Below are 25,366 nucleotides of genomic sequence, written 5' to 3'. Positions count from 1 at the left end.
GTTCCCGGCGTTCTGCGCAGCTCCCAGCAGCTCCGCAAGCGCTCCAACAGCCCCCTGTGCACGGCGGACCACACCGGTACGACTATTCCGCTCCTCCTCGAAGCGCGCTGCCCGCCACCCTAGGCTCGACTCACGCTGCGTGATCACATGTTCCCCCCGCGCAGCAGCACCGAGACCCAGGAGCGCGATGCCCGACAGCCGGCCGCAGCAGCCCCCTTCGTCGTCGGGTTCCTCGTCGGGCCGCACCGACGGCTCGGCCCTGCTGCTGTGCGGTGCGCGACTCACCGACGGCCGGACCGTGGACGTGCGGCTGGGCGGCGGGCGCATCGAGGCGGTCGGCACGGCCGGCAGTCTCAGCATGCACACCGCGCGCGTGGACCTCACCGGTTATCTCCTCCTGCCCGCTCCCACGGAACCGCACGCCCACGGCGACACGGCCCTGTCAGCGGACGGCGACGGTCCGGTCTCGTACGACGATCAGGAGGTCCAGCGCCGTACGACCGAGGCTGCCCTGCTGTACCTCGGGCACGGGGCCACGGCGCTGCGTTCCCATGTACGCGTCGGCGACGTCCAGGGGCTCGGCGCGCTGACGGCGGTGCTCCAGGCGCGGCGCGCGCTGCGGGGACTCGCCGAGCTGACGGCGGTGGCGATGCCGCGGATGCTGACCGGGCTCGCCGGGGCCGAGGAGCTGGCGATGCTGCGGGACGCGGTAAAAATGGGCGCCTCCGTAGTGGGGGGTTGTCCGGATCTCGACCCCGATCCGACGGGGTATGTGGAGGCGGTCCTGGAGGTCGCTTCGGAGCACGGCTGCCCAGTCGATCTGCACACGGACGGTGACGATCCGGCGCGGCTCGCGCGGCTCGCGGCGATGGCGGGCGGGCTGCGGCCCGGGGTGACGCTCGGCCCGTGCGGCGGACTCGGGCGGCTGCCCTCGGAGGTGGCGTCCCGGGCCGCGGACCAGCTCGCCGCAGCCGGGGTGACCGTCGTCTGCCTGCCCCAGGGCGGCTGTTCGGGCGTCGAGCGGCGCGGGACGGCTCCGGTACGACTGCTGCGGGCAGCCGGGGTACGGGTCGTTGCGGGCAGCGGCGCCCTGAGGGACGTATCGAATCCTGTGGGGCGCGGAGATCCTCTGGAGGCGGCGTATCTGCTGGCCTCCCGCTACGGGCTGCGGCCCGAGGACGCGTACGACGCGGTGAGTTCGTCGGCGCGGGCAGCGCTCGGGCTGCCCGAGGTTCGAGTGGAGGCCGGATTCCCGGCTGAACTGCTCGCCGTGCGTGGGGACCGGCTGGCGGGGGCGTTGTCGTTGGCGTACAGCCGGATCGTGGTGCACCAGGGGCGGGTGGTGGCGCGGACGAATGCGGTGCGGGAGTTCTGCGGCTCGGCTGCTGCTGTGGCGTTGGATCTGCCTCGGCAGGGGCGCGGTGGGGGGCCGTCGTGAGGGTTCACGCGCGCGTGGTCGTTCTTGAGGTCCACGCGCGCGTGCCGGTGTTTTCCCCTGTACCGATGGGCTTGGGGCGCGCCGACGGGCCCGCCCCCGAGGGCTTCAGCCGTCAGAAGCGCCGCTCAGCATCCCGCCGGTGAACGGGTTGCCGGGGCCCATGAACGCTCCTCCGGGCACCTCGGTGGCGTCGGACGGGGCGCTGACGTCGGACGCCTTGCCGAAGGTGAGGACGAGCGGGAGCCGGGCGCCCTGCGGCTTGTCCGCAAGAGCGGCGAGGTTGACCGAGACGCGGGTCAGGTCGCCGTTCTTCAGAGAGAAGTCGACGGCGATCTTCTTGTCGGGGGCCTCCTTCAGGTCCTTGTCGGTGGGCAGTTCGGTGCCCGCCGGCAGATCGTCGGTCAACGGCCGGAGCTTGTCGAAGACCCCCGTGAGCAGGTCCCGGAACGAGGCTGTGGCGACGATCCGCTCAGTGCCGTCACTGCCGCCCTTGCTGCTGAAGGTGACCTCGCGCGCTACGACACCGCGTACGGCCTTGAGGATCTTCTGCTGGGTCTTGGTGTCGATCTCATCGGAGCCCGAGGTGCTCTTGCCGGACTTCTCGAGCTCGGCGTTGTCGACCTTGACCCACTCACCCTCGAGGACCTTCCCGAACTCCTTCTCGCTCTCGGGGAGTTCATCGACCGTGGGGAACGGGATGCCCATCACCTCGCCGAGCGCCTCCATGTCGGCGCGGTAGTACGTGAAGTCACCGACGACCCGGAACTCGGCCAGGACGCCGTCGGCGCCCGAGACCCGCATGCCCACACCGACGAGGTCCTTCTCGCCCGAGTCGGCGAGCGGCTTCTTCGACTCGACGGACACCTTGACGCGCAGCCCGGTGAAGAACTTCGCGAGCTCGGGCGGCAGTTCCTCGCCCGGCTCCGCTTCCGAGGCCAGCTTCGTGAGCGCGGACGGCTTGGCGTGGAGCCCCAACTCGAAGGAGAGCGACTTCTGTTCGCCGAGTCCCTCAACGGCGCGGTCCACCTTCTGCCCGGCGGTGAGGTTCTCGACCGTGCCGCAAGCGGCCACACCAGCGAACAGGGCCGCTGCGCAACCGGCCGCGGTGAGGGGCTTGCGTATGGCAGTCATGGTTACGGTCCTGGCGATGATGACGGTCTCCTTTTGACGCCACGCGGCGTCACCCTCGTAACTCGGCGATCGTTGTCGCAATTCGTTGATCGCTCAGGAGACTCATGAGGTATCCACAGGGTTGTGCGGCGCGTGTCAGTGTCCGGGCGTACGGTCGAAGACATGCGCATTGTCATCGCTGGAGGTCATGGTCAGATCGCGCTGCGGCTGGAGCGCCTGCTCGCCGCGCGCGGTGACGAGGTCGCGGGCGTCATCCGCCGATCCGAGCACGGCGACGATCTGCGGGCGGCGGGCGCCGAACCGGTCCTGTGCGATCTGGAGTCGGCCTCGGTCGAGGAGGTCGCCGCGCATCTGCAGGGCGCCGACGCCGCCGTCTTCGCGGCCGGTGCGGGTCCGGGCAGCGGCGCTGCCCGCAAGGACACCGTGGATCGAGGGGCCGCCGTCCTCTTCGCGGACGCTGCGATACGGGCCGGCGTTCGGCGGTACGTGGTGGTGTCATCCATGGGCGCGGACCCGTCGCACCCCGGGGACGACGTCTTCGACGTGTACTTGCGCGCCAAGGGCGAAGCCGATGCGTACATACGCGGCTTCAACAGCCTGGACTGGACGATCCTGCGTCCCGGAATGCTGACGAACGACGCAGGCACCGGTCTCGTGCGCCTGGAGGCATCCACCGGGCGCGGGCCCATACCGCGCGATGACGTCGCGGCCGTCCTCGCGGAGCTGTTGGACACTCCGGCGACGGCCGGGCTGACGCTGGAGCTGATCAGTGGGTCGGCGCCGGTTTCCGTGGCGGTGAAGTCGGTGGCGGGGAACTGAGGAGGCCTGACGAACTCGGCCGCCTCGCTCTGGCCGTGCGCGAGGCGAGCGGCTTCACGACGGCGCCCGAGACGTTGTTGCGGGACCTGCCGAAGAAGCCTTCGCCACCGGCGACCCGCTCAAGCTCATGAGGCTCTTCGGCATCACCGAACAGACCGCCATGCGCTACGCCGGCACCGCCTACCTGGAGCGAACCGCGAAACTGCCCAGGTAGCAGGACCGCCCTGAGCCCGATACCGCAGCTAGGGGCCCTGCACATGATGGTGTTCATGGGCGGCGCACCCCTGGGCGCGCCGATCGCGGGCTGGATCACCGGCGCGTACGGCGTCCGGGCGGGCCTGGCGGTCGGCGGCGCGATCGCGGCGACCGCGGCCGTCGCGATCGACCTGGTCCTGGCGCGGGTGGGGGGCCTGCGGCTGTCGGTGGGCTGGAACCACGGGCATCCGCAGGTGCGCTTCGTGCCGCGGGAGCGGCGGGACGAGCGGCTGGAGACCGTGGCCTGACCGTCGTAACCGTCGCGGCTCCCGCCTCCCAGTACCGGCAAACCTCCGACTTGCCTATCAGGAAAGCCAAGAGTAACTTTCCTGGCAGGAAAGTAATCGGGGACGGGAGGGCGATGGCCGTGAGCATGCCGGTGGATGCCGAACAGGCATGGAAGGATCTCCAGCGCATCCGAGTGCCGCAGGAGCGGGTGTACGACGAGTTCGAGCGCTCCGTGTCCGGCGGGCGCGGCATGACCTACGGCACGGCCGCGCTCATGTGGGTGTTCCTTGCCGGCGTGGGCATGGACCTGCCCCAGTGGGGCGTCGGACTGTTCATGGCCGCCTACGTCGGCCTGTTGAGCGTGCTGGTCGTGATGAGCAGCCGCAGGAGCCGGATGCGACTGCACCACACTCGCTGCCCCGGGCGTATGTGGGCCGCGTTCGGTGCGGCGGCGGTGCTGGTCGGTGGGACGATCGTGCTGTCGGACCACCTGACCGAGCCACTGGAGCCGATCTACGCCGCCCCCATCCAGGCCACGGCCGCGGTGGCCGTGTACCTGCTCTCCCTCGGTCCCGCCAACCGCTGGGCGGCCGACTCGGTGCGGAGCGGCGGCGAACCGGCGGCCGACGAGGAGGCGGGCCGATGAGCACCCCCGCCGGCTTCGACGAGCTGATCCACCCCGCCACCCGACTGTCGGTGGTCTCGCTGCTCGCCGCCACCGAGTGGGCGGACTTCGCGTTCGTCCGCGACAGCCTCTCGCTCAGCGACTCCGCGCTCTCCAAGCAGCTGCACACCTTGGAGGGGGCCGGATACCTGGAGATCCAGAAGGAGGGCGGCGGCCGCAACCGCCGTACGAAGGTACGGCTGACGGACCGCGGTCGCACCGCCTTCGAGGGACATGTGGCGGCACTCCGGGCCATCGTCGAGAGCGCCGGACCCGCGACCGGGGCGGCACAACAGCCCCACGCGGAGGCGGGCCGATGACGACGTTCGGGCGCACCGACGTCCAGCCCGTGATCCAGGTACGCGATCTGACCATGGCGTACGGCGATGTCGACGTCCTGCGCGGCGTCGATCTGGACATCCACCACGGCGAGGTCTTCGCGCTGCTCGGGCCCAACGGCGCGGGGAAGACCACCACCGTCGAGATCCTGGAGGGCTTCCGGCAGCGCTCCGGCGGGGAGGTGAGCGTCCTCGCTACGGATCCCGAGCGGGGCGGCGACGCGTGGCGAGCCCGGATCGGCCTGGTCCTTCAGTCCTGGCGCGACCACCGCCGCTGGCGGGTCGCCGAGCTGCTGACGCACTTCGCGACCTACTACCCCGACCCACGCGACCCGGCCGAACTGCTGGCCCTTGTCGGCCTCACCGACCAGGCCGGCCGGCAGGTGGACCGGCTGTCCGGCGGCCAGCGCCGGCGCCTCGACGTCGCGCTCGGCATCGTCGGCCGCCCCGAACTCCTCTTCCTGGACGAGCCGACCACCGGCTTCGACCCTCAGGCGCGGCACGAGTTCCACGTCCTGGTCGAACGGCTGGCCCGCGACGAGGGCGTCACCGTCCTGCTCACCACCCACGACCTGGCGGAGGCCGAGCGGCTCGCCGACCGGATCGCCATGCTGGTCGGCGGCCGGATCCGGGCCTGCGGCACACCCGCGGAACTGGCCCAGCGAGCCGCCGCACAGGCCGAGGTCCGCTGGACGGCCGACGACGGGACGCCCCGCCGCGAACGCACCGAGGACCCCTCACGGCTGGTCTGGGAACTCCACCGGCACGCGGCCGACCCGATCGCCGACCTGGAGGTCCGCCGCCCAACGCTGGAGGACACCTACCTGCACATGGTGCACCGGGAGGCCGATGGCACGGATGGGGCCGACGGCACGGACAGGGACGCGGACGAGGAGGCACCGGCCGCATGAGGGGGGCACACATGACGAACAGGACGAACATCTGGCGTGCCGGGCTCCAGCGCGGCGGAATCGAGCTGCGGCACCTCCTGCGCAACGGCAAGGAGATGTCCGGCCATCTGACCAACGTGGTCGCCGCGCTGCTCGTCGCCGCCTACATCGACGACGCCGTGCCCGGCACCCGGACCCCGATGACTCATCTGGTGCTGGCGGGCTTCGCCGCCTACCTGCTGTTCCAGGTCGGGCTGATCTACCTCCCGCAGATCCTCGTGACCGAGCGGGAGGAGGGCGCCCTGCTGCGGCTGCGCGCCACGCCCGGCGGGATACCGGCCTACCTCGTCGCCAAGTGCCTGCTGGTGGTCGTCATGGCGCTCGGCACCCTGGCCCTGCTCCTGGTCGCCGGGGCGCTGCTGGTGGACGGGCCACTGCCGCGCGGGCCGGGCGGCTGGCTGACGCTGCTATGGGTCACCACGCTCGGGCTGCTCGCCGTCGTACCGCTGGGCGCGGCCATAGGCGCCGTGCTGCCCAACCCGCGCGAGGCGTTGGCGTTGATCATGCTGCCCACCATGGGGCTGCTGATCACCTCCGGAGTGGTGTTCCCGATCACCTCGCTGCCCGTGCCGGTCCAGCAGGTGGCCTCCGTCTTCCCGCTCAAGTGGATGGCACAGGGCCTGCGTTCGGCGCTGCTGCCGGACGCCGCACGGACCGCCGAGGTGGCCGGCTCCTGGGAACTGCCCATGGTCGCCCTGGTCCTGACCGCCTGGGCCGTCCTCGGGTTCCTCCTCGCGGTGCCCCTCCTGCGCCGCGCCGCCCGCCGCGAGTCCGGCTCCCGCCTGTCCGCGCGCCACCGCAAGGCGGCACAGAGCGGCGCGCTGCCCGCGTAAGCGGCCTCGCGAGCACCGGGCTACGCCGTGGCCTGCCTCGACGGCACGGCCCACCTAGACCCTGCGGGCCAGCACTTGCTCTCTACCGACTCCAAGTAGCGCTCGTAGAGCTAGTCGTACGTCGAGCCCGCTTGGTCGTCATCGAGTGGACGGTCGCCGTCCCACACCGCAAGGTCATAGCTCACCAGCGCATCGTCGCAGGCGGCAGTGCCGCCAGCGCCAGCAGCTCTGAGATCGAACCTCCACCAAGTGATCCGAAAGAGAGCTCCTAGCCAGTCGGATGCGGCACGGCGAACGCTCGGGAAGCCGGATTCCGTCAACCACGGCGAACGCGCGCGCGGGACCATCACAGCCATCAGCTGACATGCAGGTTCCGGCTTACCAACGCTCAGGATTCCGGGAACCCGCGCGCTTCCCTCCGCTCTGACCTGTCGGCGCAGCTCGACCCGGGCCTCAGATGACCGGCTGGCCTCCATCTCCCGGAACGGGTGCGAGGCAAGCCGTGCGAGCGGGGGCGTAATGCTGGAAGTCCGCACACCGCCAGTCGATCCATGACCCGGCGGCCGAACCCGTTGAACAGCGCGAAGCCGGACGCGCCTACGCACACGCGGTCGTCCTCGCGTGTATCGATCGCCTACAGAAGGCTGCGCTGGAGGTGCCGGTGCTTCCCGCAGAGTGGTACGAGGCCAGTTCTTACAGCGATTTCGCTCTGTGGCTGACCCCTGGCGACGTCGACCGGTTGCGAGCCGAGATCTTTGAGGTGATCTCCCGCTATCGACACAGTGCGACCGAAGCGCCCCAAGGCGCCGCGCCGGTATCGCTGCAGGTGCAGGCGTTTCCGGTGCCTGGCACCGTTGAGCTCAGTGCGGGTGATGTATGACCGCGCACCCCATGGCTGCGTCCGCGCGGCCCGCGTACCAGGACATCAATGTCCTGCGCTGGCTTGCCGCTTACACCGCCACCGTCACTGGCGACGTGGTGTACTTCCTCGCTCTCTCCTGGTCCGCCACTCGCTCTGCGGGGCCGTCGCAGGTCGGTCTTGTCATCGCGGCAGGGGCATTACCCCGTGCAGTTCTCATGCTCGGCGGAGGTGTCGCGGCCGACCGGTTCGGGCCACGCCGGGTTGCCGTCGCCAGCGATGCGATCCGCTGCACGGTGATGCTTGTCGCCGCCGCGGCTCTCCTGCTGACCTCGCCAAATCTGTGGCTGCTCATCCCCGTGGCATTGCTGTTCGGCACGGTGGACGCGGTGTTCATGCCAGTACTAGGTGCGCTTCCACCACGCATCACGGCACCGGAGCAACTCGCCCGGGTCCAGGGGATGCGCGGGCTCTCGATCCGGCTGAGCAATGCCATAGGCCCTCTGGTGGCGGGAGCTGTGCTGGCCCTGGGTGGCGCAAATCGGTGCGTTTGCAGCCGCCGGCGTACTCTTCGCAGCCTCGCTGGCCCTCCTGCTCACCGTTCGGATGACGTCTCCGCCACCGATACCGCAGCATGTCTCGGCCTGGCATGAGCTGAGTGATGGCCTGCGTTATGTCCGCCGCCACCGGATGCTCGCACCACTGGTCACCGTGATCGGGTTGAGTGAGATGTGCTTCAGCGGTCCGGTCGCCGCCGGCCTGGTGCCCTTGGCCGACGAACGCGGTTGGGGCGCCGCGGGCATGGGGTGGATCGCGAGCGCGTTCAGCGTCGGAGCCGGATCCGGCGCGCTAGTGCTCACCGTGTGTGCCCGCATACCGCGCGCCGGACCGGCCATGTCCGGCGCATTGCTCGTCACGGCCGTGGGGACGGTCGCCCTGGGGCACGCGCCCTCCCTGCCGGTAGCGGTCGCGTTCGGCGCGTTGATCGGGCTGACCAACGGGATCACCACGACGGTGAGCAGTGCTCTGGTCCAGACGGAGACCGCTCCTCGATACCTCGGCCGGGTCACCTCGGTCACGACACTGTGCGCTCTGGGCCTCGCCCCGCTCCTCTTTCCCGACGTCGGCATCACGGTGGCCGCATGGGGAGCCGCCGCGTTCTTCACCGTATGTGGCGGAATCTGCCTGCTCGCCGCCGTTCTCGGCATCTCCGCTTCGGTGTTGCGCCGCGCCGAACTGCAGGCACCCAGAAGTCCCGAGACCAGCGACAGTGTCCTTCCCTCGTAGATACGGGGTACGCCGACAGAGTGAAGACCGCCTGGTCCCTAGTCACCGACAGTCGAATTCGGTCATGTCATGATGACCAATGCTTGCTGGCCTGATCGGTTTGGTGCGTGTTGTGAGCATGCTGCTGAAGTTCGTAATCAGCCCTCTCGCGTGATGCTGTGCTGGTGGGGTAGCTACGCGGGCCGTGGTGCGGCTCGGACACGTGCGGCTGGATCAGCTGATTGCCCCGTACTCCATCTCTGACGCCGTACGTGAGCGTCTTGCGCTGGGCGAAGGCGGACTGCGGCGGTGGTCGTCGACATGGCGGTTCGCCGGCGGTGACGTGGTCTGGCCGGTGCGTGATCTGGCAGCGGTTCCGGGGTGGATGCGATGGAGTGCGCTCGCCGTGCCGGGCACAGCATCGCGGTGCTGCACAAGGTGTACGCCAAGGTGCTTGACCAGACGCGGGAACGTGCGAACAGCCGGATCGACGCAGCCCTTCGGGAGTGGAACGAGCCGGAGTGATCAAGCTCTCCCCCGGGGGACGCCTGGGGGACACGCACTGATCAACAGTGGGATACGGGCGGCGCAAGGTGAGACACGTCCACGCCCCGCCCACAACGAATCGAACAGGGAGAGCCAACAAGAGACCCCCTCTGACCAGGCAAGTAACCTGGTCAGAGGGGGTCTCTCTCAGCGTGGCGGCGCCAGGATTCGAACCTGGGAAGGCTGAGCCGGCAGATTTACAGTCCCCTCGATCAGGGACGCCTGACCTGCGTTTTCAGTCCAGCTCCAGGACGTTGCCCCACAGGGGCCCCACAAGGCGCCTTGGGGAAGCAGGTCGGCGGCAAGGGCTACGGGCCTTTCCGCGCGCTCGGAACGGCAGCGTGGAGCTGTTGGAGACCGTACAGAGCGGCATGAAACGCAGCCGCGATCTCACGTGCCTTGCCCTCGGTCTCGATCGGCCACATGGAGATGTAATCAGCTCCAACGTTGGCCGTCGTTACAGTGCCAGCGATCACCAAGGCTTCTGCGGCGGACTGCAAGACCTTCACCGCATGATCTGGGATGAACGGCTTACTGCTCGTCATCGCATCAAGCTGCACCTTCCAGTGCTGACCGTGGCGAGCGATGCACACAAAGATCGTGTCGCTGGCCTTTGCGCTCTTGTAGGCCGCGCGGTGGGCCTTCTCTGCGGTGCAGTCGGGGATGAGTTCAGCTTGGAGTGGCATTCCAGGCGTCGGCATCCCCACATCGTCGCAGGCACTCACGCCACAGATCAGGTGAACGCCCATCATCACGGCAGACCCGCTGTGCCGCCCGCAGCCCGTGGGAAGCTGGAAACGCCTTGTCACAGCCCATCGGCGAAGAAGGGGAGGGGACAGGTGCCACAGGCCAGTCCTCGCGATACGTACTTGCAGGTCTCCGAGTCTCTGCGCCAAAAGATCAGCAAGGGAGAGATCACTGCGGAGCTTCCGTCACAGGCGAAGCTCATCAGCCTCTACAACGTCAGTCGCAGCACCATCGAACGAGCGCTCGCCACTCTCAAAGCCGAAGGGGTGATCGAGTCTGTCCAGGGTTCAGGGTGGTTCGTGGCGGGGAGCGGCGACCGTCGGCCGCTGATCGAGCGGGTGACCGAACTATGGCAGACCGACAGGCTCCAGGTCGGTGACCGCTTCCCCACCGAGAAGGAACTCTGCGAGAGGTTCAGCGCGTCCCGCACGGCGGTGCGCTCAGCTCTCGCCCAGCTGGAAGGGCGAGGGCTCATCGGCAAGGGTGCGACACGGGGGCGGGAAGTTCGCGCACTGCCGGACGACCAGGGAGCGTCGACTTCATGACGACAAGCGAGCGCACCGCGTTCGACGCTGCAGCAGCCGCAGACATCTTGCGGCGAGCGTGCGTCGTCGCTGAAGTGGCCCCGGACGACCTTGAGATACTGCGCTTCGGAGACCATGCCGTCTTCCGAATCCACGGCGGGCGGATCATCGCGCGCGTCGGCCGTAGCCCCGACCGACTGCCATCCGTGCAACGAGAGGTTGCCGTCGCGGGGTGGCTCGCTGCCGGCGGGTACCCGGCTGCCCGGCTGGCCACCGCTGCCAAGCAGCCTGTCGTCATCGACGGTCATCCCGTCACCTTCTGGGAAGGGCTAGCCGACGGGGACACGTATGCGAGCACGCGCGAGATGGGTGCACTGCTGCGGCAGCTGCACGAACTTCCGCCGCCGGACTTCGCACTTCCCGCACTTCGCCCCTTCGACAAGGTCTCTCAGCGCTTGCAGCGCGCCGAGATCCCGGCGGCAACACGCGCCTTCCTCACCGCCTTGGCGTACACGCTGTCGAGCGCATACGACGATCTCGACTTCGAGCTGCCGTCGGGACCGCTGCACGGCGACTACAACATCGGCAACGTTCTGCACGACGACGAAGGGCACCCCAAGGTCATCGACCTGGACGGTTTCGTGAGCGGCCCGCGTGAGTGGGACCTCATGCAGACCGCCATGTACTACGACAGCTTCGGGTGGCACACGGACGCCGAGTACGCCGACTTCGTAGAGGGTTACGGCTACGACGTCCGGCAGTGGTCCGGGTACGAGGTGCTCCGCAGCGTCCGTGAACTGTTGATGGTCGCGTGGCTTTCGCAGAATGCCGGGACAGACCCCCGCGCTGCCGAAGAGGTGGAGAAGCGCGTGGAGACCATGCGCTCGGGCGGCTCGCGCCGCAGCTGGGCGCCCTTCTAGGGGCGCGCCGAAACCTGTCTCCAGAGACGGAAGCCTCGCGCCTGATCGATGAAGCCTCGGAACTCCGAGGCTCTCTTCATGCCGTCCGTGATGCGCCCCTGAAACTCCCGCACGTACTGGGCGCATCGGGCCGACTTCAGCCCTTCCCCGAGCTGCAAGGCTGTGAGCGCCACCTCGAACCCTCGCTCGGCTTCGCCTTGGACGATGTACGCCTCTGCCTGCACCATCGTCGCGAAGAAGTCGCTCCTGTTGTTCAGACCGTCGCCAAAGATGGAGCCTGCTCCCCGTTCCGTGGCTGCGGCGCACCGGCCGAGATCCCGGAAACAGTGCCCGAACTCGGCAGCAAGCTCGACTTCGTCGAAATAGGCGATGTACGCCGGATCGCTGCCCTCGGTGCGTAGGCCGAGGTGTCGCTCTGCCTCTGAAAGCGCAAGGTCACAGCCTCGCTCGTCACCTAGGCGCGCGAGCGCTCGTGCCTCCATGGCTCTGAACTGTGCGGTCATGGTGGGTGTGAGGCTTCCCGCCGGCCCGGCCAACGCGGCGCGAGCGAGAGTCGCTGCCTCACGAAATCGTCCAACGAAGGTCGCTTGATGGCTCATCGCGGAGAGGATGCTCCCGCCAAGTAACCGGTCCCCGGCCGCTTGTGCCATCCGCAAAGCCTGGATGAAGTACCGCTGCGCAATGCCGTGCAGGCCGCTGTCGTACGACATCCAGCCCGCGAGCATGAGGGCTTCGGCCACAGCCGAGTGCAATTGCTTGCCGGTCTCATCGGAGTACTTGCCGGCAAGCATGGGGCGCACGTCGGTATGCAGGTACTGGATCAGCGCTCGCCTCGCATGCCCACCACCGAACTTTCCATCGAGCATGCTGAACGCGTCGGCAGTCGACCGCACCATCTCAACGTCCATCGCGCCAACGGATCGGCTGCCGGAGCGTGTCAGCCCTCCATCCGGCGGGGCGACCAGCCATCGAACAGAGGCCTCATGCCACGCAGCTGAATCCGGCAGCGCCCGCACCAGTGGCTCCGCCTCAGCGAGGTCAGCGCGCCATAGATCAGCAACCGTGGTCGTAACCGCCTCAGGACGATCCGCGAAGTCGAGTCCCAGATCCGGCTGCATGGTCGCGACCGCAGCTTCGCCCATGCCGATCTCATCGAGCCCAAGGCGGCGCCCGAGTTTGCGGCCGATGGCTTCAGCTATGTGCTGCGGCATGCCGCCGCGTGGGATCGATCCGTTGAGCCACCTGCTGACGTAGGTGTGATCACAGGTGACGTCCTCGCCAGCGCGGGCAGCGGCACCAATCACCGCGCGGGCAAGCGACTTGCGCGTGAAGCCGGCCTCTTCCATCAGCGCGGCCAGCCTGGCGTTCGGGTCTGCCATCAATCCCCCACGGAACGACCAAAGTCCGAGCTTGACGCACTGTCACTCTACGCAGGTCAGGGCCAGTGAGTGGGGAGATAGCCCACGGGAGTGCACAAGTGCACCCCCAAGTACACGCTCCCGAACTGCCCTCCACCTGGCGATATTTGAATCACCGCCGCACGGCAGGCGGATCCCAGATCAAAAGCCAGAGCGCTTGACGACGCGGAATCCCTATGCCAACGTGAGTGGTAGGTAATACACACCACGCAGTGGCGTGTGATGCCGGTCTGGGAGTGCTCGCCTCCATGGGAGCCCCTTGCTGGTCGTTCCTTGAGAACTGAATAGGTGGGCCCCGTCTCCCCGAGTCGAAAAGACGGACCGCGCGGCGAACGCCGTGCATCGACCTCCGCGGCCTTGCCGCGCCGGTTGCCTCCGCTGCTCGTCTCGTACGAGCAGCGCTGAGGGGAGCCGGAGATTCCGACTTCAACGGCGTGAGCCCCCGGTGCGCGAACACCGGGGGCTCTGTTCGGGCCGTTGCTACCTGCTAGGGAGAACACGACCCATGGAACACATCGTCACTGTTCAGGACGCTGTTACCGCGTTCAAGCCGTGGATGGAGCCCACGGACGCGGAGCTGGACACCATCGAGCGCGAGATGCCCGTCATCCGCGCCGAGATGGAGCTGTTGGACGCGCAGATCATCACCATCGACCGCACGCCGACCGAGCTGGACGCGCGGCGCATCCGCCGGGCGCACCGCAAGCTGCTGGCCGAGCGTCGCACGCTCGCCAACCGGGCGGCCGGCGCGATGCTGCCGGGGGGTGCGGCGTGAGCGGGCAGAAGACCGCGCGGGAATTCACCGCGCAGATGTCCGTCCGTCACGGCCGCTGGCGTCTGTACGTGGTCCTGCTGAACACCACCGAGAGGTGGCCCGAGCACCGGTTCGGGCGCACGGTCCCCACGTTCACGGACCGTACGAACGCGCTCAGCGTGCTCGGCTTCGAGCCGGTACCGGGCGCCGAGTGGACGTGGACCGAGGACAGCGAGAACCCCGACGACCCCGCCTCCCCGGTCGTGCTGATCGCCGCGATCCGGGTCCGTTCATGGTCGGGGGTGAGCGCGTGAACGCCGTCCAGATCCGTTCAGCGGAGCGCGCGTTGTCGGCCGGCACGTGGCTGATCGTGGCGGGCGCGATGCTGTACTCGATTCTCACCGTCACCCCGCTCGCGGCCGAGCACACGCCGGATGAGTGGGACTGGACGGCGCCGATCCTGCCGCTCGTGGTGGACGCCGCTGTCGTCATCGTGGTCCGCCTCGATGCCGTGCTCGCCCGGCTTGGTGGCGACGGCGGGAAGTGGCCGGTGGTCCTGCGCTGGATGACCGGCTGCATGACCCTCGCGCTCAATGTCGCGGACTCCGCGCTGAGGAAAGACCTGGTGGGCGTGGCTGTGCACGCGGTCGCGCCGCTGCTGCTGATCGTCACAGCCGAGACCGGGCTTGCCTACCGGCGCGCGATCACCGCCGCCGTTGCCGCGCTGGAGGAGAAGCAGCAGGCGGAGCGGGAGGCGCGCGAGAAGGCGGCTGTCGAGCGGCGTGAGGCTGCGGTGCGGATGGCGCGTGAGGAGCGCGAGCACGCCGCGATGCTGGCGCGTGAACAGCGTGAGCACGAAGCCCGCTTGGCCCGTGAACAAGCTGAGCGGGAGGAGCGGGCCCGGCGCGAGGAGCGCGAGCGGGCTGAGGCTCGGGAGCGTGCCGAGCGCGAGGAGCGTGAACGCGCTGAGCGCGAGCGTGAACAGGAGCGGCAGCAGCGTGCTGAGCGTGAACGCCGTGAACGGGCCGAGCGTGAGGAGCGAGCGGAGCGTGAACGCGCCGCGCTGCTGGCCGCCGGACCCGCTGTCGAGAAGTTCCCCGAGGAGCGGGCCCGCGCGACCGTTCAGGCCGCGTTCGAGGTTGGGTTGCCGGTGCGGGCCGCTGCCGAACTGTGCGGCTGGTCGGTCGGCTGGGTCTCCACCCGCTACCAGGAATTGCGCGACGCTGCTGATGGCTCCGACCGGCCGCACCTGGTGGCCGTGGGCGGTGACTGATGCAGACCGCCTACGCCAAGTGCTTCGACCCGACCGGGGCCCGCTACGGCGTGCCCACCTACCCGTGGCGCATGGCTCCGGACGGCTACGCCACCCGCCGGCAGTTGCGGGCCAAGGGCCTGCGGCCCGGCGGGCAGCCGATCGCCGCTCAGCTCATGGTCCTCAACCGGCGCGCCGGAAACGTCCGGGTCGCCTACCTCTACCGCGAGGACCTGGCCAAGCCGGTGCGGCCGATGACGTCGCGCAAGTGGGGTGCGCTCGCGTTGGCGATGCTCGCCCGCCGCACCTGCCCCAAGTGCCAGATCACCTACGGCTACTGCATGCCGCGCTCGCTCGGCATGTGCGTGCTGTGCGCCTTCCCCGACAGCTCTTCGCCCGCCGGCCCGCGCAACGGCCACGGCTTACCAAAGGAGGCGTGATGGCCCACCGTGACCCGCTGGGGATCATCGCCCCGCACATTCCCGCCGACGACTACCGCCGTGCCGAGGCCACCGGACAGCCCGTGGTCATCGTCGTCCACACCACCGACCCGGCCGGCCGGCCGCTGCGTCACTACCTGTTCCCGGTCGTCATCGCCGGCGCAGCCGCCATGGGTGGCTGGGGACTGGTGGCCGCCCTGTGCGCGCTGCTCGACGCTGCCGCGCACACGGTCACCGTCATCGCCCAGACCGCCGGACCCGTCGGTATCGGCGGCCTCACCCTCAAACTCGCCCGCTCCAAGGGCAGTTGAGGGCCGAGCGGGGCGGGGGCCGTAGGCGGCCCGTAGAGCGTCTGGACCCGCTCGCGTGGGGTGGAAGACCCCGAGGGTCGTGAACGGCCGGCCATGCCCCCATGGAGACGCTGCGTGACCGCGTTTTCCACCGCCCTACGCGCGCGTGCGCGTAGGGCCCCTCTCCCCGGAACGGCGCAACTCTGCAACTTCGCAGGTCAGACGCGGGTTGCGGGGCTCAACCGGCGCTGTCGACGCAACCGACAGTGCCAACTACCGCAAATCGGGCGGGCCGGTGACGCCACGCGACGGCGCACCGGCCCTCATCCACGGTCTTGGAGGACCCTTTCGTGGACTGGAAGCAAGCATGGTCGACCACCACCACTACGACCAACACCGCACTGGATTCACTCGCGCCGATGTGCGCGCCGTTCGCCTCATGGTGGGACCGCGAGGCGGAGCGTCGGACGCAGATGCGGACGCCGGAGAACCTGAAGGCGCTCATGGCGGCGCAGCGGGAACACAACTCCGCCCGCTCCACCGCAGCGATGGCCCGCAACCAGCGCAGCGCGGCCCGCAAGGCGTCCAACAACCCGCTGTCCGCGAACCGTCGGGCCGCGCGCACCGCGCACAAGGCCGCCCGCCAGCACCACAGCCAGGCACGGACCGGGCTCAAGGCGGCACGCAAGAACTACCCCGCCACCCTCGCGGCCCGCGCGGTGCAGGCGCACGTCGCGCACACGGTGCCGAGCGGGCTGGCCTCGTGGCTGATGTCGGAGGCCGCCCACGCGCTCACGCTGTGGCCGGCGTCCGTGTCCGTCGGGCTGATCGGGCTGAACGTGGCGGGTCTGTGGCTGGGTCGCCGTCAGCCGTCGGTACGCCTCGATGACGGGATGACCGCAGAGGAGCGGCGGCTTGCCTCCCGGCTGGATCCGTCGTTCTGGGTGCCCAACGCCGACGCCCGCGGCCTGTCGGGCACCGTGCCCACCCCGGCCAAGCTCACCCCGGCCGGGCTGGTCTCGCACGTGCGCCTGGACGGCCGGTGGACGCCGAAGACGTTCCGCGCCAAGGCGGACGAGATCCGGGCCCTGATCGGGGCTCGCACGGACCTGCGCATGGAGATCACCTCCGGCAGCCACGGCGACCGCGCCACCATCACGCTGCGGACCCGCAGCGCGGCCGACGGCATCGACCTGAACGGCTGGACGCCGGGCGACCCGTGGGGCGTCGACACGGTCACGGGCGAGCCGGTCATGGTCCCGCTCGGGCGCCGGATGCTCATTGCGGGCACCTCCGGCTCGGGCAAGTCCTGGTCGACCCGCGCTCTTCTCGCCGAGGCGTCCGAGGCGCCGGATCACCGCCTGGTGGTCATCGACCCGAAGCGGGTGGAGGCGATCAACTGGGAACACCGCGCCCGCACCGCGATCACGATCGATGAGGTGCTGGAGGTCACCGACGAGCTGGTCGCCGAGATGCACGAGCGGCTCGCCCTGATCCCGCGCGGTCGGGACACGATTGAGATCTCCGAAGAGCGGCCCCGGATCACGGTGTTCGTGGACGAGGGAGCCGAAGTCATCACCATGGCCCGCAAGAAGCGGGCCAAGGGCAGCGACGGCGAGCCGGGCGACCCCGACTGGTCGCAGATCATGGAGAACCTGGGCACGCTGGCCCGCATGGCACGCGCGGCCGAGATCATCCTGATCTGGGCCACGCAGAAGCCCACGATGGACGCCAAGGGCGGCATCGACCCGCAGATCAGCGCGCAGATCACCTACCGGGCCGCACTCGCGCTGTCCACCTCCGGTGAGTCCCGCGTCGTCTTCGGAGAGGACGCCACCGAGAAGGGCTGGCACGCGCACGAACTGCCCATGCCCGGCGTGGCGATGCTGCGCTCCGGGCCGAAGGCCAAGCCCCACCCGATCAGCACCCGCGCCTTCTCCCCCGCAGACGTGATCGCCCTCCCCGAGCGGCCCACCTGGCACCGCGGGCCTTCCCGACCGTCCGGCGGCACGCTCCGCCTGGTCAAGGAGCCGACCGCCGCCACGGCTGCTGTGCCTGCATCGGCCGGTGTCGAGACGAATCGTGACCGGGTGCTGCGAGCCGTTCAGGAGGGCGCCCGGACCCTGCGGGACATCACCGACCGGACCGGAATCAACAAGGGCACCGTGTCCCGCGAGATCAAGACCCTCACGGCCACGGGAGCCCTCCGCAGGACCGACGACGGCATGCTCCTGCCCGGCCGGGAGGCTGCGTGAGCATCGCCGCCTGACTCCAGAAAGGACCACCGTGTTCGAGATCCGCGTCATCTGCGACCCGTCCGACACAGACCGCGTCGTCGCCGCGCTGGACAGCACGTTCACCACCGGCACCGTGACCGTCTACCCCACCCGTGACCGCACGCGGAACCGCCTCTACGTCCGGGCCGACCACCGCACCGTCTCCGAGTCCTGGCCCACGCCTGAGCAGGCGTACGCCAACGCCCCCAGCCTCAACAGCGAGATCGGCTGGACAGCACGCACCCTCGCCACGGCCGAGTGCTTTACCGAACTGGGGCGGGAGTTCTACCTGCGCAAGGCCGCCCTGCTCGACCGTATCGCCCTTTACGGCGAAAGCGACGGCTTCCACGACGACACCGAGACTGCCGTTGCGGCGGCCCTGTTCCTGCTGGACATCGACCAGCCGGGCGTGATCTGCGACCCGCGCGCCTACGTCCGCCAGCAGTACGCCCGCAGCCTCACCGCCGACCAGTAGCTACGCCAAGGGCGGCCCCCTCTCGCCAAAGACCGGGCCGCCCTTGTCCACCTGCCCACAACAGACCTGTGGAGGTCTCCCAGCATGACTCAACCCACCGACATCCGGCGACCCTGCGGCCCACGGCCGCGCGCGCTGGACGTGTTCTCCTGCGCCGGCGGCGCGGGCATGGGCTACCACCGCGCAGGGTTCGACGTGGACGGCGTCGACATCGCCGACCGACCGAACTACCCGTTCCCGCAGTACCGGGGCGATGCGCTCGAATACCTCGCCCACCTGATCACCTCGGGGGAGATCGAGCGGTACGCGTTCGTGCACGCCTCTCCGCCGTGCCAGGACAAGTGCGCGCTGACCGTGGGCACGAACCGCTCGCGCGGTTGGGGCGGCACCCATGAGGATCTCGTGGCGCCCACCCGTGAACTGCTGGACCGGACCGGTCTGCCGTACATCATCGAGCAGCCCAACGGCCGCGCGAAGATCCGAAAAGATTTGACCCTGTGCGGCGAGATGTTCGGACTCGGGGTCATCCGCCACCGCAACTTCGAACTCGGCGGCTGGACCATCGCCCGGCCGGCGCATGTCCCGCACCGTGGCCGCGTGCGCGGCTGGAGGCACGGCGAGTACTTCAACGGTCCGTACGTCGCCGCCTACGGCAATGGCGGGGGCAAGCCGTCCATCCCGGAGCTTCAGGCCGCGATGGGCATTACGTGGACCGACGTGCGCGAGGAACTGACCGAGGCCATCCCGCCCGCCTACAGCGAGTACATCGGCCGTGCCTTCCTCGTCTCCCGCGCGGCGCTGGGGGTGGCGGCATGAACGAGCACCTGCGCACCGCCCTTGACCTGGCGGCTTCCCGGATTCCGGTCCTGCCCCTGCGGGTGGGGAAGGTGCCGTTCGGCAACTGCCGCAGGTGCGCGGGCAACGCGTGCGGCGGCCGGCCGAACATGAAGACCGCCGGGCCCTGCACCTGCCCCGGCCCGTGCCACGCATGGGCCGCCGCGACCACGGACCCGGACGTCATCCAGTCCGGCGTCTGGCGGCGCGCATGGGTACAAGCGGCTGCGGTCGCCTACCACCCCGGCGGGGCCGGGCTCACCGTCGTCGATCTCGACGACGCCGACGCGGTCGCATGGGCTCGCGAGAACCTGCCTGCGACCCAAACCGTGCCCACCACACGGGGAGAGCACTGGCTCTACCTAGGGCCGATGCGGTCGGCCAACGCCGTGCGGCCCGGCGTGGATATCAAGTCCACGATGGCCTACGCCCGCTGGCTCGGCTTCGGCACCGGCACCATGACGCCCCTGCCGGACGTCGTCCGCGCATTGGTCGTGAGGGAGCCCGCCACGGCCCGGCCGGCTGCGCAGGCCGTCACCGTGCCCGCAGGGGCCGGAGGCGGGGAGTGCCGTCACCGCACGCCCGCCTACCTGGAGCGTGGCATCGCCATGGCCGAGCAGCGCATCAGCGCGGCCCGCAGCCAGGTTCACGCCACCGTCTTCAGCACGTTCCTCGCCGTGCTGTCCACGCACGGCCGGTGCGGCTGCCTCACCGAGACCCACGTCGCGCGGCTGTTCACAGCCGCGCAGGCCAAAGGCGAATCCCCCCGGCACTGCACCGACGCGTGGACCAACGCCCGCACCAGGTTGGGACTGTGACCATGACCGACGACGACAAGACACCGGCCCGCGAAGTCATCACCGACTACGCGCAGGCCCACTTCCGGTACTTCCGCACCCCCGACGGGGTGGTGTACGCGCAGCGCAAGGGCCACCCCGTGGCCCGTCCGATCCGCTCCCAGGGCACCACGGGCAGCCACCGCCAGGAACTCATGGTCGGTCTCTTCCGCGATGGTCTCGGTGTGTTCAACGGGACCGCGCTCAAAGAGGCGTTGGACCTGATCGAAGCACTCGCGCTGAGCGAGGACGTCCAGCCCGTCCACATCCGCGTCGCCCCCGGATTCGACGGGGCGACGTGGCTGGACCTGGGCCGCGACGACGGGCAGTCGGTCCGCATCCACCCCACCGGCTGGGACATCACCGTCCCCGACCCGCGCGAGGTGTCCTGGCGTCGCACCCAACTCACCGGGGAACTGCCCCTGCCGGCCAAGGACACCGACGGCAAGGGCATCGACCTGCTGATGCGGCTGTGCAACTTCGCCAACGCCGAGACCGAATGCCTGGCGATCGCCTGGCTGATCGGCTGCCTCGGGCCGTCCGTGCCCGTCCCCGCCCCTTTCCTCACCGGTCCGCAGGGCGCGGGCAAGTCCACCGGGGGCCGCATGCTGATCCGGATCGTGGAGGGCATGAGCGGCGACCTGCGGCGTGCCCCGAAGGACGAGGAGAACCTGATCGCTGCAGTGTCAGCCGGGTGGGTCACGGCCCTGGACAACCTCTCCCACATGACCCCGGACCTGGCCGACGCGATGTGCTGCATCGTCACCGGCGCCGACAACGTGAAGCGGGCCCTGTTCACCGACGGGGACGTCTTCCGTGTCGGCTACCGCCGCCCGCTCCTGCTGACCGGGATCGACGTCGGCGTCATCCGCCCTGACCTCGCCGAACGGCTCCTGACGCTGCGGCTGGAGCGCCCCAAAGTCCGGCGCACGGAAGCCGAGCTGTGGGCGGAGTACGAGGAGATCCTTCCCATCGTGCTCGGCTCGCTCCTGGACCTCACGGTCAAAGTCCGCGCATCCGAAGCGGAGACCCCCACGGACCTGCGGATGGCGGACTTCGCGCACCTGTGTGCGCAGTTCGACGCCGCAACCGGCCTTGGGGCTCTCGCGGCGTACCGGGCCAGTCTGGACGACCTGAACGACGACGTGATCGAAGGCGACCTGCTCGCGCAGACCGTCCTCAGGCACGCCAACACCCTTACTCCGGGCACGGACCAGAGGATGACGTCCACCGAGTGGCTGCACCTCCTGAGCGGCCTCTACAACGGCGACGGGCTGCGTCCTCTGCCCAAGGGGTGGCCGACCACAGGAAAGGTGCTGTCCGACCGTCTCAAGCGGCTGCAGCCAACCCTGGCCGCGAGGGGCGTCCTGATCGACTCGGGCCGCACCAGCGCGGGCCGCTACCTCGAAATGACCCGCGTCGCAGCCCCGCCCCCACACGAGCACACGCGGGCGTTCTGACCCGCGACCGCGCGCCTGGACAAGCAAGAAGAGCACCAGCGCCCGCGAGGTGCTCCTCTTGCTGTTCGGCGCAACGCGCCGCCCAAAGGACGTGCCGCGAAGCGGCTCCTTCTTCGCTCTTTGAGCGGCACCCGCCCACAACAGACACCCCCTCCTTTTTTCCTAAGAGGGAAAACGCTGCGTCATCTGCGTCACGCCGACGCCAAGACGGCCCCTGACCTGCGGCTACAGCCATGACGCAGACACCGGCCCTTGCGTCATCCTGCGTCATCTGCGTCACGCGATGACGCAGCCCATGCCGCACGGATGACGCACCCGCAAACCACTGCGTCAAGCAAAACCGCAGGTCAGAGGCCCGTGTGCCGCTGATGACGCAATGACGCAGAAATCCGCACCTCGGACACACGCGCCCTGCGCAGCTCAAGAAGTCACGGCCCGACCGGGCCAAGCCCCGCCATGCCCGAACCTCGAAGGAGTCGACTGTGGCACGCCCCCAGATGCTCAAGCTCCAGGAAGTTCTCCGCGAGATCGACATGAGTCGCGCCGCCTTCTACCGTATGCGCGCTCGCGGCCAAGCTCCCCGCCTCCGCAAGCTCCCCAACGGCCATCTCCGCGTCAGCCGCGCCGACTTGGACGAGTGGTGGAGCCAGCTCGACACAGCCGCCAACTGACCACCCAGGGGCCCGGCGAGAGCCGGGCCCCGCTTCATTCGAAAGGCCCCTCATGGGCATGACGTACGACGTACGCATCTGGGCCGTCCGGCAGCGCAAGGACCGGGGGCAGACTTCAGCGGAACTCCGCTGGAAGACCGGCGAGACCCCGCACTCCCAGACCTACAAGACGAAGACGCTCGCCGAGGGCCGCCGGGCGGAGTTGCTGCGCGCCGTGCACGCTGGCGAGCCGTTCGACGAGGAATCCGGTGTGCCCGCCAAAGAGTTGCGAGACCGGAACGATGTGACCTGGTACCAGCATGCTCGCGAGTACATCGCCATGAAGTGGCCCCACTCCCCCGGCTCGACGCGTCGCACGCTCGCAGAGGCCATGGCGACTGTGACGCCCGTCCTGGTGAAGGACACCAAGGGCATGGCGGACCCGAGCACCGTTCGAAGGGCCCTGTACAGCTGGGCGTTCAACATGAAGCGCCAGAGCGAAGAGCCGCCGACCGACGTGGCCAAGGTGCTCGATTGGTTCGAGCGGAAGTCGCTCCCCACCTCCGCCCTCGCGGACCGGATGAAGGTCCGCGCAGCACTCGACGCACTGACCAGACGACTGGACGGCACCACGGCGGCAGCAAGCACCATCCGCAGGAAGCGAGCCATCTTCCACAACGCCCTGGGCTACGCGGTCGACGCAGAGCGCCTGACCGGCAACCCGCTACCGCAGGTGCAGTGGAAAGCCCCGGAGCAGGTCACAGATGAGGTGGATCCGGCGTACGTGCCGAGCCCTCGCCAAGCTGCAGCGCTGCTCGACGCCGTGCGGACACAGAGCCCTCGGGGGCGCCACCTGGTGGCGTTCTTCGGGTGCATGTACTTCGCAGCAGCGAGACCGGCCGAGGTCATCGGGCTGCGCAAACAGGACTGCGACCTTCCGCGCCGTGGCTGGGGCACCCTGCGTCTCCGCGAGACGCGGCCCAGATCTGGGGCCGCGTGGACCGACACGTCGACTCCGCACGACAAGCGCGGGCTGAAGCACCGACCCCGGAAGGCCGTCAGGGTGGTGCCCATCCCGCCCGATCTGGTCGCGCTGCTCCGGTGGCACGTCACGGCATATGGCACGGCGTCCGACGGCAGGCTGTTTCGGACCTCCAGAGGCGGGCTCATCCAGGACACCGGATACGGCGAGGTATGGGCCGAGGCGCGACTCCGCGCGCTGACCAGCTCCCAGTACGCCTCACCTCTGGCCAAGCGACCGTACGACCTTCGGCACGCCGCTGTGTCCACCTGGCTCAGCTCGGGTGTGGAGCCGCAGGTAGTAGCTCAGCGTGCCGGCCACAGCGTCGCCGTGCTGTTCCGCGTCTACGCCAAGTGCTTGGACAACGCCGCAGCCACGGCAAACGCCCGAATCGAGCGCGCCCTGAGGGGCTGATGCGCGTATGGAGCTGCCCCACAGCTGCCCCACACACGCTGGTCAGCACGCGAATCAGGGTGAGACACAGTGGGGCATTCCACGTGAATCCACTACCCACCGATCATGAAACAGAAGAAGGGTCCGTGACCGGCATTTACGCTGGTCACGGACCCTTTCTCTCCGTGTGGCGGCGCCAGGATTCGAACCTGGGAAGGCTGAGCCGGCAGATTTACAGTCTGCTCCCTTTGGCCGCTCGGGCACACCGCCTGGGGTTGTTGCCCTTCGAACCGCCTTTCGGCGGTGCTCCGTGGCAACGACGTAAACGATACCCGATGCCCAGGGGTGCTTCGCCACCCGATTGATCGGCACTCGGAGGGTGGGGGGTGGCTAGGCTTATGCGGATGCGGCCGGGACCGATGCCGGGCTCGACGGCCGCCCAACGCACCCCGATACAAGGAGCCACAGGACATGGCCGACTCCAGTTTCGACATCGTCTCGAAGGTCGAGCGGCAGGAGGTCGACAACGCCCTCAACCAGGCCGCCAAGGAAATCTCGCAGCGCTACGACTTCAAGAATGTGGGCGCCTCCATCTCTTGGTCCGGCGAGAAGATCCTGATGGAGGCGAATTCCGAGGAGCGGGTCAAGGCCATCCTCGACGTCTTCCAGTCCAAGCTGATCAAGCGCGGCATCTCGCTGAAGGCCCTGGACGCGGGCGAGCCGCAGCTCTCCGGCAAGGAGTACAAGATCTTCGCCTCCATCGAGGAAGGCATCTCCCAGGAGAACGCCAAGAAGGTGGCGAAGATCATTCGCGACGAGGGGCCGAAGGGCGTGAAGGCGCAGGTTCAGGGCGATGAGCTGCGTGTCAGCTCGAAGAACCGCGACGACCTGCAGGCCGTGATCGCACTACTGAAGGGCAAGGACTTCGACTTCGCGCTGCAGTTCGTGAACTACCGGTGACATCACGCTCGTTGCGCGTACGGGGAAGGGTGGGCGCCCTCAGATGCCCACCCTTCCCGCCCGCTGGCTGCGGTTTGAGGGTGTCTACTCAGTTGCGCGAGTGGCCGAACAGGATGCGATAGGCGACCAACAGGACGAGGGAACCGCCGATCGCGGCGGCCCAGGTGGCGCCGTCGTAGAAATCCTTGGTGATCGGGTTGTCCAGCCAGCGGGCGGATATCCAGCCGCCGATGAACGCGCCCGCGACGCCGATGAGCGTCGTGCCGATGAAGCCGCCCGGATCGCGGCCAGGCAGCAGGAACTTGGCGATGGCGCCGGCCAGCAACCCCAGAATGATCCAGCTGATGATGCCCATACCGTGAACCTGCCCCTCCGTGCTGTACCCGTGCTGTGATCTTGCTCTCGCAAGGCTGTGCTCATGCCGCTCATGTGCTGTTGTTCGCGGCTTCGCATGTACTGCGGTTCTTGCCGTTGATCGTGTGTTGTTGCTGGGGAGGACGCCCGTGCGGCGTCAACCGGTTGCACTGATCAGTAGGGTGCCACTCATGACGCAGACCGGTTCTGGCCGCGTCGGCTCGCCACAGCCCGAAGCGGAGCTGCGGCGGACGCTCGCACGTCGGCGACGCCGTGGTCATCGGCCTCGGGGCGATGGTCGGCGCGGGGATCTTCGCCGCTCTCGGGCCAGCGGCGCATGCCGCCGGCTCCGGGCTGCTCCTCGGCCTGGGCGTACCCGCCGCCGTCGTCACGTACTGCAACGCGATGTCGTCGGCGTACCTCGCCGCCCTGTGC

The 25,366-nt window shown here is 69.0% G+C and carries 27 protein-coding genes, 1 tRNA gene and 3 pseudogenes; 26 read left to right on the top strand and 5 right to left on the bottom strand.

What is annotated here, in order from left to right; genetic code table 11:
* The first annotated feature begins 187 nt into the window (after positions 1–187).
* On the top strand, positions 188–1,438 hold the full coding sequence (locus ACFYO0_RS29635) for an amidohydrolase family protein (RefSeq protein WP_388682165.1): 1,251 nt from the start codon (positions 188–190) through the stop codon (positions 1,436–1,438).
* A gap of 105 nt (positions 1,439–1,543) precedes the next feature.
* On the opposite strand, the gene ACFYO0_RS29630 is transcribed toward ACFYO0_RS29635, so the two are convergent.
* Positions 1,544–2,569 (bottom strand): hypothetical protein, encoded by a 1,026-nt coding sequence (locus tag ACFYO0_RS29630; protein ID WP_388682162.1) that lies wholly within the window; start codon positions 2,567–2,569, stop codon positions 1,544–1,546.
* Positions 2,570–2,731: 162 nt separating this feature from the next.
* On the opposite strand from ACFYO0_RS29630, the gene ACFYO0_RS29625 reads away from it, so the two are divergent.
* From ACFYO0_RS29625 to ACFYO0_RS29585, 9 genes and pseudogenes are all read left to right on the top strand, one after another.
* A complete protein-coding gene (locus ACFYO0_RS29625; RefSeq protein ID WP_388682159.1) occupies positions 2,732–3,388 on the top strand; it encodes an SDR family oxidoreductase in 657 nt (218 codons plus the stop codon).
* 248 nt (positions 3,389–3,636) lie between these two features.
* A pseudogene (locus ACFYO0_RS29620) lies at positions 3,637–3,891 on the top strand (MFS transporter); the annotation flags it as partial.
* Between the two features lie 113 nt (positions 3,892–4,004).
* Positions 4,005–4,517 (top strand): hypothetical protein, encoded by a 513-nt coding sequence (locus tag ACFYO0_RS29615; RefSeq protein WP_388682156.1) that lies wholly within the window; start codon positions 4,005–4,007, stop codon positions 4,515–4,517.
* A complete protein-coding gene (locus tag ACFYO0_RS29610; protein WP_388682154.1) occupies positions 4,514–4,855 on the top strand; it encodes a transcriptional regulator in 342 nt (113 codons plus the stop codon). Before ACFYO0_RS29615 ends, ACFYO0_RS29610 begins: the two co-directional genes overlap by 4 nt.
* Positions 4,852–5,784: an ABC transporter ATP-binding protein gene (locus tag ACFYO0_RS29605; protein ID WP_388682151.1), complete on the top strand. Its 933-nt coding sequence runs from the start codon at positions 4,852–4,854 to the stop codon at positions 5,782–5,784. Before ACFYO0_RS29610 ends, ACFYO0_RS29605 begins: the two co-directional genes overlap by 4 nt.
* Before the next feature lie 11 nt (positions 5,785–5,795).
* On the top strand, positions 5,796–6,656 hold the full coding sequence (locus ACFYO0_RS29600; RefSeq protein ID WP_388682148.1) for an ABC transporter permease: 861 nt from the start codon (positions 5,796–5,798) through the stop codon (positions 6,654–6,656).
* Between the two features lie 661 nt (positions 6,657–7,317).
* Complete coding sequence (locus tag ACFYO0_RS29595) at positions 7,318–7,536, top strand: hypothetical protein (protein ID WP_388682145.1); 219 nt, start codon at positions 7,318–7,320, stop codon at positions 7,534–7,536.
* Positions 7,533–8,802: pseudogene (locus ACFYO0_RS29590) on the top strand (MFS transporter). The gene ACFYO0_RS29595 and the pseudogene ACFYO0_RS29590 overlap by 4 nt, the downstream one beginning before the upstream one ends.
* A gap of 369 nt (positions 8,803–9,171) precedes the next feature.
* The gene (locus ACFYO0_RS29585; protein ID WP_388682142.1) at positions 9,172–9,306 is read left to right on the top strand and encodes a hypothetical protein; all 135 of its coding nucleotides are present in this window, start codon (positions 9,172–9,174) and stop codon (positions 9,304–9,306) included.
* Between the two features lie 329 nt (positions 9,307–9,635).
* Here the strand turns inward: ACFYO0_RS29585 and ACFYO0_RS29580 are convergent, their stop codons facing one another.
* Complete coding sequence (locus ACFYO0_RS29580) at positions 9,636–10,082, bottom strand: hypothetical protein (RefSeq protein WP_388682139.1); 447 nt, start codon at positions 10,080–10,082, stop codon at positions 9,636–9,638.
* Between the two features lie 84 nt (positions 10,083–10,166).
* Here ACFYO0_RS29580 and ACFYO0_RS29575 point away from each other — a divergent pair, with 84 nt between their 5' ends.
* Together ACFYO0_RS29575 and ACFYO0_RS29570 are read left to right on the top strand one after the other, a co-directional pair.
* Positions 10,167–10,619: a GntR family transcriptional regulator gene (locus tag ACFYO0_RS29575; protein WP_388682136.1), complete on the top strand. Its 453-nt coding sequence runs from the start codon at positions 10,167–10,169 to the stop codon at positions 10,617–10,619.
* The gene (locus tag ACFYO0_RS29570; RefSeq protein WP_388682133.1) at positions 10,616–11,518 is read left to right on the top strand and encodes a phosphotransferase enzyme family protein; all 903 of its coding nucleotides are present in this window, start codon (positions 10,616–10,618) and stop codon (positions 11,516–11,518) included. The genes ACFYO0_RS29575 and ACFYO0_RS29570 overlap by 4 nt, the downstream gene beginning before the upstream one ends.
* Here the strand turns inward: ACFYO0_RS29570 and ACFYO0_RS29565 are convergent.
* Positions 11,515–12,897: a hypothetical protein gene (locus ACFYO0_RS29565; RefSeq protein WP_388682276.1), complete on the bottom strand. Its 1,383-nt coding sequence runs from the start codon at positions 12,895–12,897 to the stop codon at positions 11,515–11,517. The genes ACFYO0_RS29570 and ACFYO0_RS29565 overlap by 4 nt on opposite strands.
* Positions 12,898–13,441: 544 nt before the next feature.
* On the opposite strand from ACFYO0_RS29565, the gene ACFYO0_RS29560 reads away from it, so the two are divergent.
* The 12 genes from ACFYO0_RS29560 to ACFYO0_RS29505 all read left to right on the top strand — a co-directional run bounded on the left by ACFYO0_RS29560 (position 13,442) and on the right by ACFYO0_RS29505 (position 23,638).
* Positions 13,442–13,711: a DUF6284 family protein gene (locus ACFYO0_RS29560; RefSeq protein ID WP_388682130.1), complete on the top strand. Its 270-nt coding sequence runs from the start codon at positions 13,442–13,444 to the stop codon at positions 13,709–13,711.
* Complete coding sequence (locus ACFYO0_RS29555) at positions 13,708–14,004, top strand: DUF6303 family protein (RefSeq protein ID WP_388682127.1); 297 nt, start codon at positions 13,708–13,710, stop codon at positions 14,002–14,004. The genes ACFYO0_RS29560 and ACFYO0_RS29555 overlap by 4 nt, the downstream gene beginning before the upstream one ends.
* Positions 14,001–14,963, top strand: coding sequence for a DUF2637 domain-containing protein (locus tag ACFYO0_RS29550; RefSeq protein ID WP_388682124.1), 963 nt, complete (start codon positions 14,001–14,003; stop codon positions 14,961–14,963). The genes ACFYO0_RS29555 and ACFYO0_RS29550 overlap by 4 nt, the downstream gene beginning before the upstream one ends.
* Positions 14,963–15,382 (top strand): RRQRL motif-containing zinc-binding protein, encoded by a 420-nt coding sequence (locus tag ACFYO0_RS29545; protein ID WP_388682121.1) that lies wholly within the window; start codon positions 14,963–14,965, stop codon positions 15,380–15,382. Before ACFYO0_RS29550 ends, ACFYO0_RS29545 begins: the two co-directional genes overlap by 1 nt.
* Positions 15,382–15,693, top strand: coding sequence for a hypothetical protein (locus ACFYO0_RS29540; RefSeq protein WP_388682118.1), 312 nt, complete (start codon positions 15,382–15,384; stop codon positions 15,691–15,693). The genes ACFYO0_RS29545 and ACFYO0_RS29540 overlap by 1 nt, the downstream gene beginning before the upstream one ends.
* A gap of 329 nt (positions 15,694–16,022) precedes the next feature.
* Entirely contained in the window at positions 16,023–17,927 is a 1,905-nt protein-coding gene (locus ACFYO0_RS29535) for an FtsK/SpoIIIE domain-containing protein (protein ID WP_388682115.1), read from the top strand.
* A 31-nt stretch (positions 17,928–17,958) separates the two neighbouring features.
* Positions 17,959–18,423: a hypothetical protein gene (locus ACFYO0_RS29530; protein WP_388682112.1), complete on the top strand. Its 465-nt coding sequence runs from the start codon at positions 17,959–17,961 to the stop codon at positions 18,421–18,423.
* An 84-nt stretch (positions 18,424–18,507) separates the two neighbouring features.
* Positions 18,508–19,239, top strand: a complete 732-nt coding sequence (locus ACFYO0_RS29525) for a DNA methylase (RefSeq protein WP_388682109.1) — start codon at positions 18,508–18,510, stop codon at positions 19,237–19,239.
* Positions 19,236–20,075: a bifunctional DNA primase/polymerase gene (locus tag ACFYO0_RS29520; protein WP_388682106.1), complete on the top strand. Its 840-nt coding sequence runs from the start codon at positions 19,236–19,238 to the stop codon at positions 20,073–20,075. The genes ACFYO0_RS29525 and ACFYO0_RS29520 overlap by 4 nt, the downstream gene beginning before the upstream one ends.
* 2 nt (positions 20,076–20,077) lie before the next feature.
* Entirely contained in the window at positions 20,078–21,553 is a 1,476-nt protein-coding gene (locus ACFYO0_RS29515) for an ATP-binding protein (protein ID WP_388682103.1), read from the top strand.
* Between the two features lie 482 nt (positions 21,554–22,035).
* A complete protein-coding gene (locus ACFYO0_RS29510; protein ID WP_388682101.1) occupies positions 22,036–22,224 on the top strand; it encodes a helix-turn-helix transcriptional regulator in 189 nt (62 codons plus the stop codon).
* Positions 22,225–22,276: 52 nt separating this feature from the next.
* Entirely contained in the window at positions 22,277–23,638 is a 1,362-nt protein-coding gene (locus ACFYO0_RS29505; RefSeq protein ID WP_388682098.1) for a tyrosine-type recombinase/integrase, read from the top strand.
* 167 nt (positions 23,639–23,805) lie between these two features.
* Here the strand turns inward: ACFYO0_RS29505 and ACFYO0_RS29500 are convergent.
* A tRNA-Tyr gene (locus tag ACFYO0_RS29500) sits at positions 23,806–23,887 on the bottom strand.
* A gap of 201 nt (positions 23,888–24,088) precedes the next feature.
* On the opposite strand from ACFYO0_RS29500, the gene ACFYO0_RS29495 reads away from it, so the two are divergent.
* On the top strand, positions 24,089–24,577 hold the full coding sequence (locus ACFYO0_RS29495; protein WP_386340809.1) for a YajQ family cyclic di-GMP-binding protein: 489 nt from the start codon (positions 24,089–24,091) through the stop codon (positions 24,575–24,577).
* 88 nt (positions 24,578–24,665) lie between these two features.
* On the opposite strand, the gene ACFYO0_RS29490 is transcribed toward ACFYO0_RS29495, so the two are convergent.
* On the bottom strand, positions 24,666–24,932 hold the full coding sequence (locus ACFYO0_RS29490; RefSeq protein ID WP_328771051.1) for a GlsB/YeaQ/YmgE family stress response membrane protein: 267 nt from the start codon (positions 24,930–24,932) through the stop codon (positions 24,666–24,668).
* A 190-nt stretch (positions 24,933–25,122) separates the two neighbouring features.
* Here ACFYO0_RS29490 and ACFYO0_RS29485 point away from each other — a divergent pair.
* A pseudogene (locus ACFYO0_RS29485) lies at positions 25,123–25,363 on the top strand (amino acid permease); the annotation flags it as partial.
* Positions 25,364–25,366 lie beyond the last annotated feature (3 nt).

It is taken from the genome of Streptomyces sp. NPDC006365 (genome assembly GCF_042870755.1).
Lineage (GTDB): Bacteria > Actinomycetota > Actinomycetes > Streptomycetales > Streptomycetaceae > Streptomyces > Streptomyces xiangluensis.
Note: the sequence above shows the minus strand (reverse complement) of the source record. Positions and strands in the feature narration are given on the sequence as shown.